Here is a 16371-nt window from a genome sequence, read left to right on the forward strand (position 1 = left end):
AGGGCCCGGTGACTTCACGATGTACGCGGTGCGATGCCCCGGGGGCGATTTCGCCGGCCCGTGGTCGAGTACGGTTCCCTCGCGCGGAAGAAGTGCGTGCGCGGTGGGGTTGAGGGATGCAGAACGAGGCCGGTGGACATCGCGCTGTGACCGGGGCGACCCGGCGCTGTCAGAGCCGACGACCATAATGAAAAGCCTGACCGACTCCATCTGGAGGTATCCGTGACCGGTTTCCGTACGTTGAGCTCCGGGCTCCGCACCTTGCGGCCCGCCGCCTTCGGCGCGGATCCGGGTGGTGAGCGCCTGGAGCGCATCCGCCGGTCCCCGAACTTCGCGGACGGTGTCTTCCAGAATCCGGAGCGTGCCCGGACCCGCCCCGACGGCTCGATGCTGGAGTTCGCGAAGGTCTACTTCCGCTCGGAGGAGCGCGTCCACCGCACCCCGACCGGGACGGTACCGGTGCACGCGACGACGCTCGCCGACCTCGCGCGGCCCGCGCCGAGCGGGCTGCGGCTCACCTGGATGGGGCATTCCAGCGTGCTCGCCGAGATCGACGGGCACCGCGTGCTCTTCGACCCCGTCTGGGGCGAGCGCTGCTCCCCTTTCGCCTTCGCCGGCCCCAAGCGGCTGCACCCGGTGCCGCTGCCGCTGGCCGCGCTCGGCCCGGTCGACGTGGTCGTCATCTCCCACGACCATTACGACCACCTCGACCTGCCCACCATCAAGGCCCTGGCCGGCACGGACACCCTGTTCGCGGTGCCGCTCGGCGTCGGAGCGCATCTCGAGCACTGGGGCGTGTCGCCCGACCGGCTGCGCGAGCTGGACTGGCAGGAGTCGACGAAGGTCGGCGGCATCACCCTGACCGCCACTCCGGCGCGCCACTTCTGCGGGCGTGGCCTGCGCAACACGCAGCACACCCTGTGGGCCTCCTGGGTCGTCGAGGGCGACGCGCACCGGATCTACCACAGCGGCGACACGGGGTACTTCGACGGCTTCAAGGACATCGGCGCCGAGCACGGCCCGTTCGACGCCACCATGATCCAGATCGGTGCGTACAGCGAGTTCTGGCCCGACATCCACATGACGCCCGAGGAGGGCATGCGGGCCCACCTGGACCTCCAGGGCGGGCAGCCCACCGGTGTGATGCTGCCGATCCACTGGGCCACGTTCAACCTGGCGCCGCACCCGTGGGCGGAGCCCGGTGAGGGGACGATCGCCGCCGCGCGCGCGATGGGCGCGCGCGCCGCGCTGCCCTACCCCGGCGAGCCCTTCGAGCCGACGGCCGAGACGGTTCCGGCCGAGCCCTGGTGGCGGGGCGTGGCCGCCGCACCGGCCGGTGGCTGGCCCGCCGCCGGGGACGAGCGCGCCGATACGCCGGGTGACGTCGCCGAGGGTGCGGCGGAGGGCACCGGAGAGCCGGAGACGGTGCCCGCGGGCTGAATTCCGTATCGACGGCGAGGGCCGGGGAGCGCATCGCTCCCCGGCCCTCGCCGTTTGTTCGCGACCGCTTCTGACCAGCTTCGATCGAATCGAGGCGCCAGGGGAACGCGTGTCCGAGAGGGTTATCGGTCGGTCGTACGACGCCTCATACCAGAGCGGGACGTCGGCCGGGGGACTTTGTCAACTGCCCACCGCACATGATGGCTTGGCGACTACTGTCAGTTGCCGTCGGGCGACGCGGGGCCGTTTTTTTCGGCTCTCCCGACCGACACCGCGATGGCGCACGCCCGCGTCGCGGACCCGCGGGAGCCCCATGCCCCGACGTACCAGTACGAGGACGCCGATGTCTCACCTTCGCGCACCGGCCGCACGCGCAGACCGTCGTGAGGGCGGCGGGCGGCACGGACGGCCGGTCGCCCACACCGCCCCGTCGCAGCCCGAGACGCATCTGCGGCCCCAGCTGCTGCGCCTCGCGGTGCTGCCGCCGACCGCCGTGGCACTGAGCGCGTGCGCGGCCATCCTGTTCATCGTCCGTTCCACCGGAACCCGGCCCGGCCTCGTCCTGTGGGCCGTCCTCGCGGGAGCCGGCGGCGTCGCCCTGGCCGGAATCCTGATCGCCGCCGTGGCGGCCGGCCGCGCCGCCAGGTCCGTACGGGACCGCGTCGGCGCACTGCGGCGCAGCAGCGCCCGCACCGAGAACGAACTGCGCGCCCTCGTCGAAGGACTGCGCCGTGGCGAGAGCCCGCCCGCGCGCAAGACTCGCCGTCAACTCCCCGCGCACGCCGACGACTTCGATCTGCTCGCCGCCGACCTCTCCCGCGCCCACGACGGTGCCGTCGCCGCCGTCGTGCAGGCCGCCCAGCTCTCCAGCCGGACGGGCAGCGAACAGAAGGTCGAGGTCTTCGTCAACCTGGCCCGGCGCCTCCAGTCGCTCGTGCACCGGGAGATCTCGATCCTCGACGAGCTGGAGAACGAGATCGAGGACCCCGACCTGCTCAAAGGGCTCTTCCACGTCGACCACCTGGCCACCCGCATCCGCCGCCACGCCGAGAACCTCGCCGTGCTGGGCGGTGCCGTTTCACGCCGCCAGTGGAGCAACCCGGTCTCCATGACCGAGGTGCTGCGGTCCGCGATCGCCGAGGTCGAGCAGTACTCCCGGGTCAAACTGGTGCCCCCCATCGACGGCACCCTGCGCGGGCACGCGGTCGCCGACGTCATCCATCTGCTGGCCGAACTCGTCGAGAACGCCACGGTGTTCTCGGCCCCGCACACCCAAGTGCTGCTGCGCGCCGGCCTCGTCACCTCCGGCCTCGCCGTCGAGGTCGAGGACCGCGGCCTCGGCATGCCCGTGGACGAGCAGAACAAGATGAACGCGCTCCTCACCGACCCCGACCAGGTCAACGTCGCCAGCCTGCTCCAGGACGGCCGGATCGGCCTGTACGTCGTCTCGCAACTGGCCCGGCGGCACGGCATCCACGTCCGCCTCCAGAGCAACATCTACGGCGGCGTCCAGGCCGTGCTCGTCGTCCCGCAGGAACTGCTCGGCAGCGCCCCGGGCGAGCCAGGGGCGCTGCAGCAGGGGCGGCCCGACGCGACGGGAAGGGGACCGCGCCCCGCGACGGCGGACCCGAACCCCCGTCCCGCACCGGCGGGTCCGGCCACGCAGCCCGTGCCCGCACCCGCGGGTGCCCGGGTGGTGGCGCCCGTGCCCCGGCAGGCACAGCGGGAGCAGCCGCCCCCGCGCGTCCCGCAGGCCCGGCCCGGCGGTGCCCCCGCACCGCTCCCCGTACGCGGGACCCGGGCGGCGCGGCCCAACCCGGCGGACGCCGTGCCCGGCATCCGACCGGAGGACCGGCACACCGTCGCGGAGAACGTGACCGCGCCGCCCACGCCACGCGTCGGGACCGTGCGCGGCACCATGGGCAAACCCCAACTGCCCAGGCGGCGGGCCCAGGAGCACATCGCGCCCCAGCTGCGTGACGGGCCGGCCCCGCGTCAGGACCCCGAGTTCGTCGCCGGCCACGACCCGGGGCTGATGGCCGCCTTCCAGCGGGGCATCGGGCTCGCGGAGGCCGCGCACGCCGAGGCGGCACGCAGGGAGGAACCGCCCGCGGACCGGCCGCACCTGGACCTGGTCCGCACGGACCTGCCGACGCCCCGGGCAGCGGGCGCCGCGGATCCCGTGACCGGCGGCGACCACCACGCAAGCCTCGGAGGCACGGGTCTCGGCAGCGAGGGTCCTGGGAACGGCGGCTTCCCTTACGCGGGTCTCGGCAGCGAAGGTCCCGTGAACGGCGGCGCCCATTACGCCGGTCTCGGCAGCGAAGGTCCCGGTCGCGCAGACCCCGGCGGCGCGGACGCCCACCACACGGGTCTGGGGACCGCGGGTCCCGGTCATGCGAACCCCGGCGGCGCGGACGCCCACCACACGGGCCTCGGCAGCGCGGGCCCCGGGAACGGCGGCGACCATCCCGCGGTCCTCGGGAACGCGGGCGCGGGTCACGCGAACGTCGGGAACGTGGGCCGCTGGGTCCGGGAGGCCGGTCCCGCGGATCTCGGGAGCATCGACGCCGGCCGCCCGCACCTGGGGAACACGGGTGCCGGCGGGACGGACCTCCGGAACGCGGGTGCGAGCCACGCAGGGCTCGGGAGCATCGACGCCGGCCACCCGCACCTGGGGAACACGGACGCAGGCCAGGCGGACCTCCGGAACACGGGCGGCAACCACGCAGGGCTCGGGAGCATCGACGCCGGCCACCCGCACCACGGAAACGCGGGCACCGGCCATGCGGAGTTCGCGGGCACCGGCCATACGGGGTCCGCGGGCACCGGCCATAGGGAGTCCGCGGGCACCCGCAGCGGGCTCGCGGAGGAGTCGGCCACGGCACACATGGCCGAAGCGCCCACGACGCACGGGCCGGCGCCGTACGGGACACGACACACGACGTACGCGCCGGCACCGCACGAGACACAGGGGACACGGCACACCCTGCCCACGCCCGGACACGACCTCGCTCCCCGGCACGACGGGAGCGCTCCGGCCGGATGACCAGCCCCCCCACCACCCCCACCCCCTGCGCTCCCGCAGGCCTTCGTACCCCAAGGAGTCGATCCACCATGGCGAGCGATGCGCCGACCGGCCTCGTGTCCGACCTCGACTGGCTGATGAGCGGACTCGTACAGCGCGTGCCCCACACCACGAGCGCCGTACTGCTGTCCTGCGACGGGCTCGTGAAGTCGGTCCACGGTCTCGACCCGGACAGCGCCGACCACATGGCGGCGCTCGCCTCCGGCCTCTACTCCCTCGGCCGCAGCGCGGGCGTCCGCTTCGGGGACGGCGGCGACGTACGCCAGGTCGTCGTCGAACTCGACTCGACCCTGCTGTTCGTCTCCACCGCGGGCTCCGGCACCTGTCTCGCCGTGCTCGCCGGACGCGAGGCCGACGCGGCGGTGCTCGGCTACGAGATGGCGATGCTGGTCAAGAGCGTCCGCCCCTACCTGATGACCGCGCCCCGGCAGCACTCCGTCGAACCCCCGGCGATGAGGCCTTGAGCGTGGCCGCGGCCGGGGACGGGCCTTGGCTCGACGACGCGGCCGGACGCTTGGTGCGTCCCTACACGGTCAGCAACGGCCGGACCCGGCCGACGACCGCGCTCGACCTCCTGTCCCAGGTGATGGCCACCGGGGCGACCCCCCTCGGCTACCTCGGCCCTGAACACACCCAGGCACTGGAACGGTGCCGGGCACCCGTCTCGGTCGCGGAGATCGCCGCCCACCTGCGGCTTCCGGCGGTGGTCACCAAGGTGCTGCTGTCCGACCTCGTCGACTGCGGGGCGCTCACCACGAAGCCCCCGGAGTTCCACCACAACCCCACTGACCGGTCTCTTCTGGAGGCAGTGCTCGATGGACTACGACGACAGCTCTGACCCGTTCCCCACCGCGCTGAAGATCCTGGTGGCGGGAGGGTTCGGGGTCGGCAAGACGACCTTCGTCGGAGCGGTGAGCGAGATCGCACCGCTCAGCACGGAGGAGCTGCTCACCACGGTCAGTGCCGCGACCGACAATCTCGACGGCATCGAGAACAAGGTCGAGACGACCGTCGCGATGGACTTCGGGCGCATCAGCCTCGACCCGGAACACACGCTCTACTTGTTCGGCACCCCCGGGCAGGAGCGGTTCTGGTTCATGTGGGACGAGCTCTCCGAGGGCGCGCTCGGCGCGGTGATCCTCGCCGACACCCGCCGACTGGAGGACTCCTTCGCGGCCGTCGACTTCTTCGAGCAGCGCGGTCTCGGATTCATCGTCGCGGTCAACGAGTTCGACGGTTCCTACCGCTACGACCCCGAGGAGGTGCGCGCGGCCATCGACCTCGACCCCGAGATCCCCGTGGTGCGCTGCGACGCCCGGATCTCCAGTTCGGGCGTGCAGACCCTGCTCACCCTGGTCCGGCACCTGCTCGCCCACGCGCCCTCCCACGCTCCGAGCCACGGGGCCCACACATGACGCACCCGCCACGTCACGGAGCCCACGCATGACGCCATTCCCGAGCCACGGAGCACGCAGATGAGCTACGACCCGCCGCGTCCGGCCGGTCGTCTGCTGCTGACGCCGGAGGACAAGGACGCGCCGGCCCGGGTGCGGCGGCTGCGTCTGCTGGGGCTGGGCACGTACGCGGAACCCGCCTTCGACGCCTTCGCCGACCGCCTCGCGGACGTCGCCGCGGTGCCGTACGCCATGGTCAACTTCATCGACGAACAGCGGCAGTTCTTCGCCGGCCTGCACACCCCGGACGGCAACGTGACGGGCGTCGCGCCGGCCGTGCCGGACACCGGGGACGGCGTCGCGGCGACCACGGGCGCCACGGCCGCCGCCGAGCCCGGCACGGACCCCGCGGTCGGGCGCTACCGGAGCCGCGACTTCGGCTACTGCCCCCACGTGGTGGTCCGCCGCAAGGCGCTCGTCCTGGAGGACGTCTGCGACTACCCGCGGTTCGCCGGCAACGCGGTCGTCGACGAGATCGGCGTCCGCTCCTACCTCGGCGCCCCGCTCATCGACCGCACCGGCATCGCCCTCGGCACGATCTGCGCCGTCGACGTCGAGCCGCGCCCGTGGGGGAAGGCGGGCCTGGAGACCATCAAGGCGATGGCCGCGGAACTCGTCGAGCAGATCGGACGACGGGAGGACGGGCGGACCCTGTGAGGGTGCTCCGGCGTCGCGGCCCGGCGTCGTTCGGCGTCGCGGCCCGGAGTCGGGCGGGGCACGGCCCACAGTCGGTCGGGGCACGGCCCACGAAGGACGCAGGTGACGCGCGGCCCGGCGGCGGTCGAATTCCGGCGCCCCGCGGGAGGTTGAGCGTGCCCCCGCCGAGGAACGCTTGCGCCCGGACCTCCTCGACACCGCACGGAAAGGCACACCATGACCGATCTGCGTCTCGGTGCCCTCGGCTTCGGACTGCGCGGCTCCCTCGCACGCGTCGCCCACCGCCCCGGCCGGGGCTCGCGCGTGACCGTCGTCGCCGAGCACGATCCGGCACAGCGGGACCGCGCCGCCGACCACATTCCCGGCGTCCGTACCGTCGACGACCACCACAAGGTCCTCGACGACCCCGACGTCGACGCCGTGCTCGTCCTCACCCCGGACCACACGCACGCCGACATCGCCTGCCGGGCGCTGCGTGCCGGAAAGCCCGTCCTCGTCGAGAAGCCCCTGGACATCACGATCGAGCGCTGCGACCTGATCCTGCGCACCGCCTTCGAGACGGGCACCCGCCTGTACGTCGGTCACAACATGCGCCACATGCCGGTGATCCGTCTGATGCGCGACATCGTGGCGCGCGGCGGGATCGGCAGGGTCAAGACCGTGTGGGTGCGCCACTTCGTCGGCTACGGAGGGGACTGGTACTTCAAGGACTGGCACGCCGAACGGCGGTGCACCACCGGCCTGTTGCTGCAGAAGGGCGCCCACGACATCGACGTGCTGCACTGGCTGGCCGACGGTTTCACCGAACGGGTGCAGGCACTCGGCGACCTCATGGTGTACGGGGACAACCCGCACCGCCGGGCCCCGGGGGAACCCAAGACGGACGACTGGTACACGAAGGACGGCCACTGGCCCGCGCACACCCAGCGTTCGTTGAACCCGGTCATCGACGTCGAGGACGTGTCGCTGGTCAACATGCGCCTCGACAACGGAGTGCTCGCGGCCTACCAGCAGTGCCACTTCACCCCCGACTACTGGCGCAACTACACCGTCATCGGCGACGCCGGGCGTCTGGAGAACTTCGGGGACGGCCCCGGCGCCGTGGTGAAGGTGTGGAACAGCCGGCGCTCCGGACAGCGGGACCGGGCCGACGCCGAGCACCCCGTGCCCGCGGTGGACGAGGACGCCGAGCACGGTGGCGCGGACCCCCTGCTGATCGACGAGTTCCTGCGGTTCGTCCGTGACGGAGGGCGTACCGACACCTCCCCGGTCGCCGCGCGCATGGCGGTGGCGGCGGGATTTCGTGCCACGCAGTCGCTGCGGGACGGCGGCACCCCGCTCGACGTGCCCCCGCTCGACCCGGAACTGGTCGCCTACTTCGAGCGGGGACAGGTCCGCGAGGAGGCGTGAAGGAAAGCTGGGGCCGCGCTTAAGAAAACCTCGATGGACCAGGAGCACCTGCGTACGGCAGATTTCTCGGGGAATTCACCCCTCTCCCCGGACCGGGCTCCTTCGGCGTGCCCTGCCCCGGGAACCTCACCCACAGGAGCCGTCGCGTGAAGGCGCTGGTCAAGGAGAAGGCGGAGCCCGGACTCTGGCTCACGGACGTCCCGGAGCCGCAGGCCGGCCCCGGCGACGTACTGATCAAGGTCCTCAGGACCGGTATCTGCGGCACCGACCTGCACATCCGCAACTGGGACGGCTGGGCGCAGCAGGCCGTCAGCACGCCCCTGGTGCTCGGCCACGAGTTCGTCGGCGAGGTCGTCGAGACCGGCCGTGACGTCGCCGACATCCAGGTCGGCGACCGGGTCAGCGGCGAGGGCCACCTGGTCTGCGGCAAGTGCCGCAACTGTCTGGCCGGACGCCGTCACCTCTGCCGGGCCACGGTCGGCCTCGGCGTCGGCCGCGACGGAGCGTTCGCCGAGTACGTCGTCCTGCCCGCGTCCAACGTCTGGGTGCACCGCGTCCCCGTCGACCTCGACGTCGCCGCGATCTTCGACCCCTTCGGCAACGCCGTGCACACGGCGCTGTCCTTCCCGCTGGTCGGCGAGGACGTCCTGATCACCGGCGCGGGCCCGATCGGTCTGATGGCCGCCGCCGTGGCCCGCCACGCGGGAGCCCGCAACGTCGTGATCACCGACGTCAGCGAGGAGCGCCTGGAACTCGCCCGCAAGATCGGCGTGAGCCTGGCCCTCGACGTCTCGGAGGCGACGATCGCCGACGGTCAGCGCGAGCTGGGTCTGCGCGAGGGCTTCGACATCGGCCTGGAGATGTCCGGCCGCCCCGAGGCGATGCGCGACATGATCGCCAACATGACGCACGGCGGCCGGATCGCCATGCTCGGCCTGCCGTCGCAGGAGTTCCCGGTCGACTGGTCCCGGATCGTCACCTCCATGATCACGATCAAGGGCATCTACGGCCGCGAGATGTTCGAGACCTGGTACGCCATGTCGGTCCTCCTCGAAGGCGGACTCGACCTCGCCCCCGTGATCACCGGCCGCTACGGCTTCCGCGACTACGAGTCGGCCTTCGCCGACGCGGCGAGCGGCCGCGGCGGCAAGGTCATCCTCGACTGGACCGCCTGATCTCCGGCTCGGTTCGCCTCCGGGGCGCACAAGCCTGTGCCGAGAGCCCGACCGTGCCCAGCCCTTCGGGCCTCCGCGCGCTCGCCCTCTCGACCCACGTGCGCCCCTCCGGCCCACTCGCCCCTTGCACCTGCGCCCCCTGCACTTGATGGAGCCCCTTATGTTCGACTCCGTACGCGACGATCTCCGCGCCACCCTCGACGAGATCCGCGCCGCGGGCCTGCACAAGCCCGAGCGGGTCATCGGCAGCCCGCAGTCCGCGACGGTGAACGTCACCGCCGGCGGTCGCCCCGGCGAGGTCCTCAACTTCTGCGCCAACAACTACCTCGGCCTCGCCGACCACCCCGACGTCGTCGCGGCAGCCCACGAGGCGCTCGACCGCTGGGGCTACGGCATGGCCTCCGTGCGGTTCATCTGCGGCACGCAGGAGGTGCACAAGGAGCTGGAGGCGCGGCTGTCCGCGTTCCTCGGCCAGGAGGACACGATCCTCTACTCCTCCTGCTTCGACGCCAACGGCGGCGTCTTCGAGACCCTGCTCGGCGCCGAGGACGCGGTCATCTCCGACGCCCTCAACCACGCCTCGATCATCGACGGCATCCGCCTGTCCAAGGCGCGCCGCTTCCGGTACGCGAACCGTGACATGGCCGACCTGGAGGCCCAGCTCAAGGCGGCCTCGGACGCCCGCCGCCGGCTGATCGTCACCGACGGCGTCTTCTCGATGGACGGCTATGTCGCGCCGCTGCAGGAGATCTGCGACCTCGCCGACCGCTACGACGCCATGGTCATGGTCGACGACTCGCACGCCGTCGGCTTCGTCGGCCCCGGCGGACGCGGCACGCCCGAGCTGCACGGCGTCATGGACCGCGTCGACATCATCACGGGCACCCTCGGCAAGGCGCTCGGCGGCGCCTCCGGCGGCTACGTGGCCGCCCGCGCCGAGATCGTCGCGCTGCTGCGCCAGCGTTCGCGCCCGTACCTCTTCTCGAACACGCTCGCCCCGGTGATCGCGGCGGCCTCGCTCAAGGTGCTCGACCTGCTGGAGTCGGCCGACGACCTGCGGATCAGGCTCGCCGAGAACACCGCGCTGTTCCGTTCCCGGATGACCGAGGAGGGCTTCGACGTCCTTCCCGGCGACCACGCGATCGCCCCCGTCATGATCGGGGACGCGGCCGTCGCCGGACGCATGGCGGAGCTCCTCCTGGAACGGGGTGTCTACGTGATCGGCTTCTCGTACCCGGTCGTTCCGCAGGGCCAGGCGCGCATCCGGGTGCAGCTGTCGGCCGCGCACTCGACCGAGGACGTGAACCGCGCGGTGGACGCCTTCGTGGCGGCCCGCGCGGAACTCGACGGCTGAGGAACCCCCGCGACCTGAGAGAATCGGTCGCATGATCGAGGCGCGGCGGCTCCACATCCTCCGTGCGGTGGCCGACCACCGCACGGTCACGGCGGCTGCCGCCGCGCTCTACCTCACGCCCTCGGCGGTCTCCCAGCAGCTGACCGCGCTGGAGCAGGAGACGGGCCACCGCCTCGTCGAGCGCGGCGCGAAGGGCGTGAGGCTGACGCCCGCCGGTGAGATCCTGCTCGGCCACACCAACGCGGTGTTGGCCCAACTGGAACGCGCGGAGGCCGAGTTGGCCGCGTACGGCGCGGGCTCGGCGGGCACGGTGACCATCGCGTCCTTCGCGACCGGCATAGGCCTGGTGGTCGCGCCCGCACTGGCGCGCCTGTCCGGCACGGCCCCCGGGATCCACGTCCGGGTGCAGGACGCCGAGGGCGACGCCAGTCTGCCGATGGTGCTCGACCGGCAGATCGACATCGCGGTCGCCGTCGAGTACCGGGGCGCCCCCGACGCCGACGACCCCCGCCTGACCCACGTCCCGCTCTACGCGGAGCCCTTCGACGCGGTCGTCCCGGTCGCCCACCGCTTCGCCGACGCCGACGAGGTGCCGCTCGCGGAGCTGGCCAAGGACCCGTGGATCGGCCCCTACCCGGGCAACCCCTGTCATGACGTGGTCGTCCTGGCCTGCGAGAACGCCGGCTTCCAGCCCCGTCTCGAACACTCCTCCGACGACTTCCGTGCCGTCGTCGCGCTGGCCTCGGCCGACGCGGGTGTCGCACTCGTGCCCCGCTCGGCGCTGCGCGGCATGGACCTCACGGGCGTGGTCGTACGCCCCGTCGACGGCGTCGCCCCCACCCGCCGTGTCTTCGCCGCCGTACGCCGTGGGGCGGAGGGGCATCCGCTGATCCGGCCGGTCCTGGACGCGCTCACCGAGGCCGCGACCGCGGATTGAGAAAGCCGTCGTCCCGGATGTGGGATAGCATCCCGAATGAGGGACGTAAGAGGGAGGCGCCATGGGCGACGAGGTCGATGTCCGGCTCGGTGCCCGGCTGGCCGAGCTGAGGGCCGAGCGCGGCTGGTCCCTGGGCGAGCTGGCGGAGCGCAGCGGAGTGAGCCGGTCCACCCTGTCCCGCACCGAACGCGCCGAGATCAGCCCCACCGCGTCGCAGCTCAACCGCCTGTGCGCGGTCTACGGACGCACCATGTCGCAGCTGCTCAGCGAGATCGAGCCGGAACCCGCCCTGCTGGTGCGGGCGGCCGACCAGGCGATCTGGGAGGACACGTCCTCGGGCTTCGTACGACGGTCGGTTTCGCCGCCGCACGCCGGGCTGCGCGGCGAACTCGTCGAGGGACGGCTCGCGGCGGGCGCGGCCATCGACTACGACCGGCCCCCCGTACCCGGCCTGGAACAGCACATCTGGGTCCTCGACGGAACCCTCGAGGTGACCGCTCAGGACGTCGTGCAGCGGCTCGGCGCCGGGGACTGCCTCCGGCTGCGCGTGTGGGGGCCGACCCGCTTTCGCTGCCCGGGCCCCGAGGCCGTGCGCTACGCCCTGGTGGTGGTGCTGCCGTGACCGCCGTCGCCCGCCTGGACGCCTCCGAAGTCCTCGCCTGCGCGGGAGAGCTGGCCGACCTCCTGGCCGACACCGTGCTCGGGGGAGCCTCCGTCGGCTTCCTCGCGCCGCTGGACCGGGCGACAGCCGTCGCCTGGTGGGAGGAGCGCGCCGCGGCGGTGTCGGCGGGCCGGATCGCCGTGTGGGTGGCCCGCGACGCCGACCGGTTGCTCGGCACGGTCGGACTCGCCTTCCCGGACAAGCCCAACAGCCGCCACCGCGCCGAACTCGTGAAGCTGATGGTCCACCGTGACGGCCGGGGACAGGGCGTCGGCCGCACGCTCCTGACCACCGCCGAGGCCGCCGCCGCCCATTCCGGGGTCACCCTGCTGCACCTGGACACCGAGACCGACAGCCCCGCCGAGTTCCTCTACCGCTCCGCGGGCTGGACCCGGATCGGCGCGATCCCCGACTACGCGGCGGCCCCGTCCGGAGAGCTGCGCGGGACGACGATCTACTACAAACAGGTGGGGGCGGCGGCGCCCGCACCGGCCCATCGACCACGTATCCAGGCGTGATTGTCAGTGCCTTTGGCTACGGTGCGTCCCATGCCGGAAGCCGAAGACGTACGCCGTGTCGCCCTCTCCCTGCCCGACACGACGGAGAAGATCGCGTGGAGCATGCCCACGTTCAGGGTCGCGGGCAAGATGTTCGCCACGCTCCCGGAGGACGAGACCTCCATCGCGGTGCGCTGCCCGAAGGAGGAGCGCGACGAACTCGTCCTGGCCGAGCCCGGCAAGTTCTGGATCGCCGACCACGAGGCGGGCTTCGCCTGGGTGCGGGTCCGCCTCGCCGCCCTGGACGACGACGAACTGCGTGACATCCTGGCCGACTCCTGGCGCCAGGCGGCACCGCCCCGGCTGATCGACGCCTACCCGGACCTGGGCCTCCCGTCCGCCGACTGAAACGGCTCCGGCGACGTCCGTGCCCCGTGGCATGATCCGGAAGCGTGAGCCGAGCGCACGGCGCCCGGTTCCGCGGGGGACGGGTGGGGCATGGGGAGTCAGGGGAGGGGATCGAGCGGGATGGCCGGGACGTCATCGGGCGGGACATCACAGCGCGACGAGCCGGGCGGCGAACGACGGGACGAACCGTCGGACCGCGCGGGGAAGGCGCGACGCGGAGAGCGGCGGCGTCGTGACATCGTTGCCGCCGGGGCGCCCTCGCCCGTCTGGTCGCGGGACTTCGCCCTCTTCTTCGTCGCACGCGCCCTCGCCCGGCTCGGCGACACCATGCTCCCGGTGGCGCTGGCCGCCGGACTGCTGCGGTACGGATACGGGGTCGGCGCGGTCGGCCTGGCCATGGCGGCGTCGGCGGCCTCGTTCGCGGGCCTGGTGATCTTCGGCGGGGTCATCGCCGACCGGTTCAGCACACGCAAGCTCATGATCGGTGCCGATCTGGTGCGGCTGGTCACCCAGTCCCTCGCCGCCGCGCTGTTCTTCGCCGGCCACGTGGTCCTCTGGGAGATCTGCGTGATCGGCGCGGTCAACGGCGTGGCCGGCGCGGTGTTCCAGCCCGGCGTCGCCAGCACGGTGCCGCGCCTCGCCACCGACGTCCAGGGGGCCAACGGCGCCATACGGATCGCCGAGTCCGCCGCCCAGCTCGCCGGCCCGGCGCTGGCGGGCCTGCTGGTCGCGTTCTCCTCCGCCGGCGGGGTCTTCGCCGCCCACGCGGCGACCTACGCGCTCAGCGCCCTGTGCCTGCTCCTGCTCCGGCTGCCCCCGGCCGCCCCCGGAAGCCGGTCCCACAGCGGCAGCTTCAGGGCCGATCTCGCCGAGGGCTGGCGGGAGTTCAGATCCCGCACCTGGCTCTGGGGCGTCATCGTCATCTGGTGCGTCTACATGATCTCCATCTGGGGGCCGACCGTCCCCCTGGTGGCCACCGAGGTGGTGCAGGAGCACGGCCCGCGCGCCTACGGCCTGGTCAACTCGGCCCTCGGCGCCGGCACCGTCATCGGCGGACTGATCGCGCTGCGGCTGCGCCCCCGCCGCATGCTGCGGGCCGGATCTTTCGCCCTCTTCGCCTTCGCCTGCTTCCCGGCGACCGTCGGATGGGGACTTGGCGTGGCGGCCATGTCGGCCGGCGCGGTCGTGGCCGGCGCGGGCATGTCGCTGTGGGGTGTGATGTGGGCGACGAGCGTGCAGACACAGGTGGCGCCCGACGTCCTCAACCGCATCCACGCGTACGACGTCGCGGGCTCCCTGGCCATGATGCCCGTAGGGCAGGCACTGGCCGGACCGGCCGCCGCGGCGCTCGGCGCCGACCACGTGCTGCTCATCGCCGGCGTCATGACCCTCGTCGTCTCGACCGCCCTGCTGGCGGTGCCCGCGATCCGGAATCTGGTCCGTGTCGACGGCCCCCCGCCGCTGCCCCGCCCGTCCGCCGCGACGGAACCCGTGTCGGCCGCGGCCGCCCGGCGGGAGGACCGCCCGGCCGTGTGAACCGACCGGCGGGCGGCGCGCCGCTCACCCGTCGACCCGGGCCGCCGGGCGTCCGGTCATCCGTGGACCCGGGCTCCCAGGAAGGCGCCGATCCGCTCCCGCAGGGACGCCGGGTCCAGGCCGTGGGCGGCGACGTGCTCCTCGACCGTCCCGTACCGGCGCAGCTCGCGGCGGCCCACACCGAGGCCCAGGACCCGGTGCGGCACGTCGGCGAGCGCGTCGGCCGCCTCCTTCGTGGACGTGCCCGCCAGATACGGCTCGACGAGGACCACGTCGGTGCCCGCGGTCTCCGTGGCCCGGCGCAGCGCCGCCGCGTCGAAGGGCCGGACGGTGGTCGCGTACAACAAGGTCACGTCGAGCCCCTCCGTGGCGGCCAGTGCGGCGTCGAGCATCGGACCGACCGCGACGACCACGCCCGCGTGCCCCTCGCGCACGGTGCGGAAGCGCGCTCCGTCGACGGGCAGCCCCTGCGTGTTCGACTGCACGGACAGGCGGACGTACACCTTGTCGTCCCCGGCCGCGACCGCGTGGCGCAGCAGCGTCTCGGCCTCGTCGGGATGGCCCGGGACGTGCACCGTCCAGCCGTCCAGTGTGTCGAGAAGGGCCACGTCGCCGGGCGACATGTGGGTGAAGCCGCCGGCCGGCCAGTCGAAGGACGCGGCGGCGCTGACGAGCACCGCGCCCGCGTCCTGGTGCCCGAGGTCCAGTTTGACCTGCTCGAAGGGCCGTTCCACGAGGAAGCTGGCGAAGGTGTGCAGCACGGGACGCAGCCCGGTCAGCGCGAGGCCCGCGGCCGTGCCGATCAGCAGCTGCTCACGAATGCCCACGTTGACGACCCGGTCGGGATGCCTGCTCCGGGCCTTCGCGAAGCCGTCCATGCCGATCTCGGCCAGGACGACCGCGACACGGGGGTCCTCGTCGAGCAGCCGCGAGACGACAGGGGCGAAACGGTCACGCATGGTGTCCATGGGATGTGTGTCCTTCCGTCGGCTCAGGCCGACTTCGGTTCGACCTGGGCGACGACCACGCGCGGACGTCCGGGATGGGGCGCCGTGAAGGCGGCGTACAGGGCTTCGTGGTCGCGGCCGTCCACCGTGGCGGCGGACCAGCCGGCCGCCTCGAACCGGGCCGCGATGCCCCCGGGGCGGGCGTGACTGGCGGACGAGTTGTCGACGACCACGGTGTGGAGCCGTTCCAGACCTGCCGGACCGGCGAAGGCGATCGCCTCGTGATTGCTTCCCTCGTCCAGTTCCGCGTCGCCGATCAGCACCCACACGCGGGGCTCGTCCAGTCCTTGCGCGCGCAGCCCGAGAGCCGTTCCGACGCCGATCGGCAGTCCGTGCCCGAGGGACCCGCTGCCGATCTCGGCGCCCGGTACGAGGACACGGTCGGGGTGGTGGCCCAGCGGCGACGCGTAGGAGCCGAATCCGGGCAGCCACGACTCGGGCACGAACCCCTTGGCCGCGAGCACGGTGTAGTACGCCATGGGTCCGTGTCCCTTGGAGAGCAGGAACCGGTCCCGCTCCGGATCGTCCACACGGTCGGGCGCGACCCGCAGCACCCGGTCGTACAGCACCCACAGGGCGTCCATGGTCGACGTCGCCGCAGGTCCGTGCTTCTCGTCGCCGGTCATCAGCCCCATCAGGCGGGGCAGGTCCGTGTACGCGTACCGCTGCGTCGCTGTGATCGTCATGCCGACGATCGTGCAACCTCAACCAAACTTCAGGTCAACCCGCACTCGTCCCGGGCGCGGA

16 protein-coding genes are annotated in these 16371 nt (G+C 72.8%); 14 read left to right on the top strand and 2 right to left on the bottom strand.

The features are described from left to right. The first annotated feature begins 222 nt into the window (after positions 1-222). The 14 genes from BKI49_RS32675 (at position 223) to BKI49_RS32740 (ending at position 14617) form a co-directional block, all read left to right on the top strand. A complete protein-coding gene (locus BKI49_RS32675; protein WP_095937898.1) occupies positions 223-1440 on the top strand; it encodes an MBL fold metallo-hydrolase in 1218 nt (405 codons plus the stop codon). A gap of 343 nt (positions 1441-1783) precedes the next feature. Beyond that, the gene (locus BKI49_RS36430) at positions 1784-4489 is read left to right on the top strand and encodes an ATP-binding protein (protein WP_441350895.1); all 2706 of its coding nucleotides are present in this window, start codon (positions 1784-1786) and stop codon (positions 4487-4489) included. Positions 4490-4557: 68 nt separating this feature from the next. Further along, entirely contained in the window at positions 4558-4992 is a 435-nt protein-coding gene (locus BKI49_RS32685) for a roadblock/LC7 domain-containing protein (RefSeq protein WP_095937899.1), read from the top strand. A 2-nt stretch (positions 4993-4994) separates the two neighbouring features. Continuing rightward, the gene (locus tag BKI49_RS32690; protein WP_028798869.1) at positions 4995-5366 is read left to right on the top strand and encodes a DUF742 domain-containing protein; all 372 of its coding nucleotides are present in this window, start codon (positions 4995-4997) and stop codon (positions 5364-5366) included. Continuing rightward, a complete protein-coding gene (locus BKI49_RS32695; RefSeq protein WP_095937900.1) occupies positions 5344-5943 on the top strand; it encodes a GTP-binding protein in 600 nt (199 codons plus the stop codon). Before BKI49_RS32690 ends, BKI49_RS32695 begins: the two co-directional genes overlap by 23 nt. A 60-nt stretch (positions 5944-6003) precedes the next feature. Continuing rightward, positions 6004-6639, top strand: coding sequence for a GAF domain-containing protein (locus BKI49_RS32700; RefSeq protein ID WP_095937901.1), 636 nt, complete (start codon positions 6004-6006; stop codon positions 6637-6639). A 216-nt stretch (positions 6640-6855) separates the two neighbouring features. Next, positions 6856-8049, top strand: a complete 1194-nt coding sequence (locus BKI49_RS32705) for a Gfo/Idh/MocA family protein (protein WP_095937902.1) — start codon at positions 6856-6858, stop codon at positions 8047-8049. Between the two features lie 146 nt (positions 8050-8195). Further along, the gene (tdh, locus tag BKI49_RS32710) at positions 8196-9224 is read left to right on the top strand and encodes an L-threonine 3-dehydrogenase (RefSeq protein WP_095937903.1); all 1029 of its coding nucleotides are present in this window, start codon (positions 8196-8198) and stop codon (positions 9222-9224) included. A 160-nt stretch (positions 9225-9384) separates the two neighbouring features. Next, on the top strand, positions 9385-10578 hold the full coding sequence (locus BKI49_RS32715; RefSeq protein ID WP_095937904.1) for a glycine C-acetyltransferase: 1194 nt from the start codon (positions 9385-9387) through the stop codon (positions 10576-10578). A gap of 31 nt (positions 10579-10609) precedes the next feature. Then, complete coding sequence (locus BKI49_RS32720; protein WP_095937905.1) at positions 10610-11515, top strand: LysR family transcriptional regulator; 906 nt, start codon at positions 10610-10612, stop codon at positions 11513-11515. Positions 11516-11576: 61 nt separating this feature from the next. Next, a complete protein-coding gene (locus BKI49_RS32725) occupies positions 11577-12137 on the top strand; it encodes a helix-turn-helix domain-containing protein (RefSeq protein ID WP_095937906.1) in 561 nt (186 codons plus the stop codon). Further along, a complete protein-coding gene (locus tag BKI49_RS32730) occupies positions 12134-12694 on the top strand; it encodes a GNAT family N-acetyltransferase (protein WP_179332659.1) in 561 nt (186 codons plus the stop codon). The genes BKI49_RS32725 and BKI49_RS32730 overlap by 4 nt, the downstream gene beginning before the upstream one ends. A gap of 30 nt (positions 12695-12724) precedes the next feature. Continuing rightward, the gene (locus tag BKI49_RS32735) at positions 12725-13081 is read left to right on the top strand and encodes an MmcQ/YjbR family DNA-binding protein (RefSeq protein WP_095937907.1); all 357 of its coding nucleotides are present in this window, start codon (positions 12725-12727) and stop codon (positions 13079-13081) included. 120 nt (positions 13082-13201) lie between these two features. After that, complete coding sequence (locus tag BKI49_RS32740; RefSeq protein ID WP_095937908.1) at positions 13202-14617, top strand: MFS transporter; 1416 nt, start codon at positions 13202-13204, stop codon at positions 14615-14617. 56 nt (positions 14618-14673) lie between these two features. On the opposite strand, the gene BKI49_RS32745 is transcribed toward BKI49_RS32740, so the two are convergent. Both BKI49_RS32745 and BKI49_RS32750 read right to left on the bottom strand, forming a co-directional pair. After that, positions 14674-15585, bottom strand: a complete 912-nt coding sequence (locus BKI49_RS32745; protein ID WP_095937909.1) for a transketolase family protein — start codon at positions 15583-15585, stop codon at positions 14674-14676. Between the two features lie 23 nt (positions 15586-15608). Beyond that, a complete protein-coding gene (locus tag BKI49_RS32750) occupies positions 15609-16310 on the bottom strand; it encodes a thiamine pyrophosphate-dependent enzyme (protein ID WP_095937910.1) in 702 nt (233 codons plus the stop codon). Positions 16311-16371: the final 61 nt, after the last annotated feature.

Origin of the sequence: Streptomyces sp. Tue6028 (genome assembly GCF_002300165.1) — a bacterium.
In the GTDB taxonomy this organism is placed as follows: Bacteria; Actinomycetota; Actinomycetes; order Streptomycetales; family Streptomycetaceae; genus Streptomyces; species Streptomyces siamensis.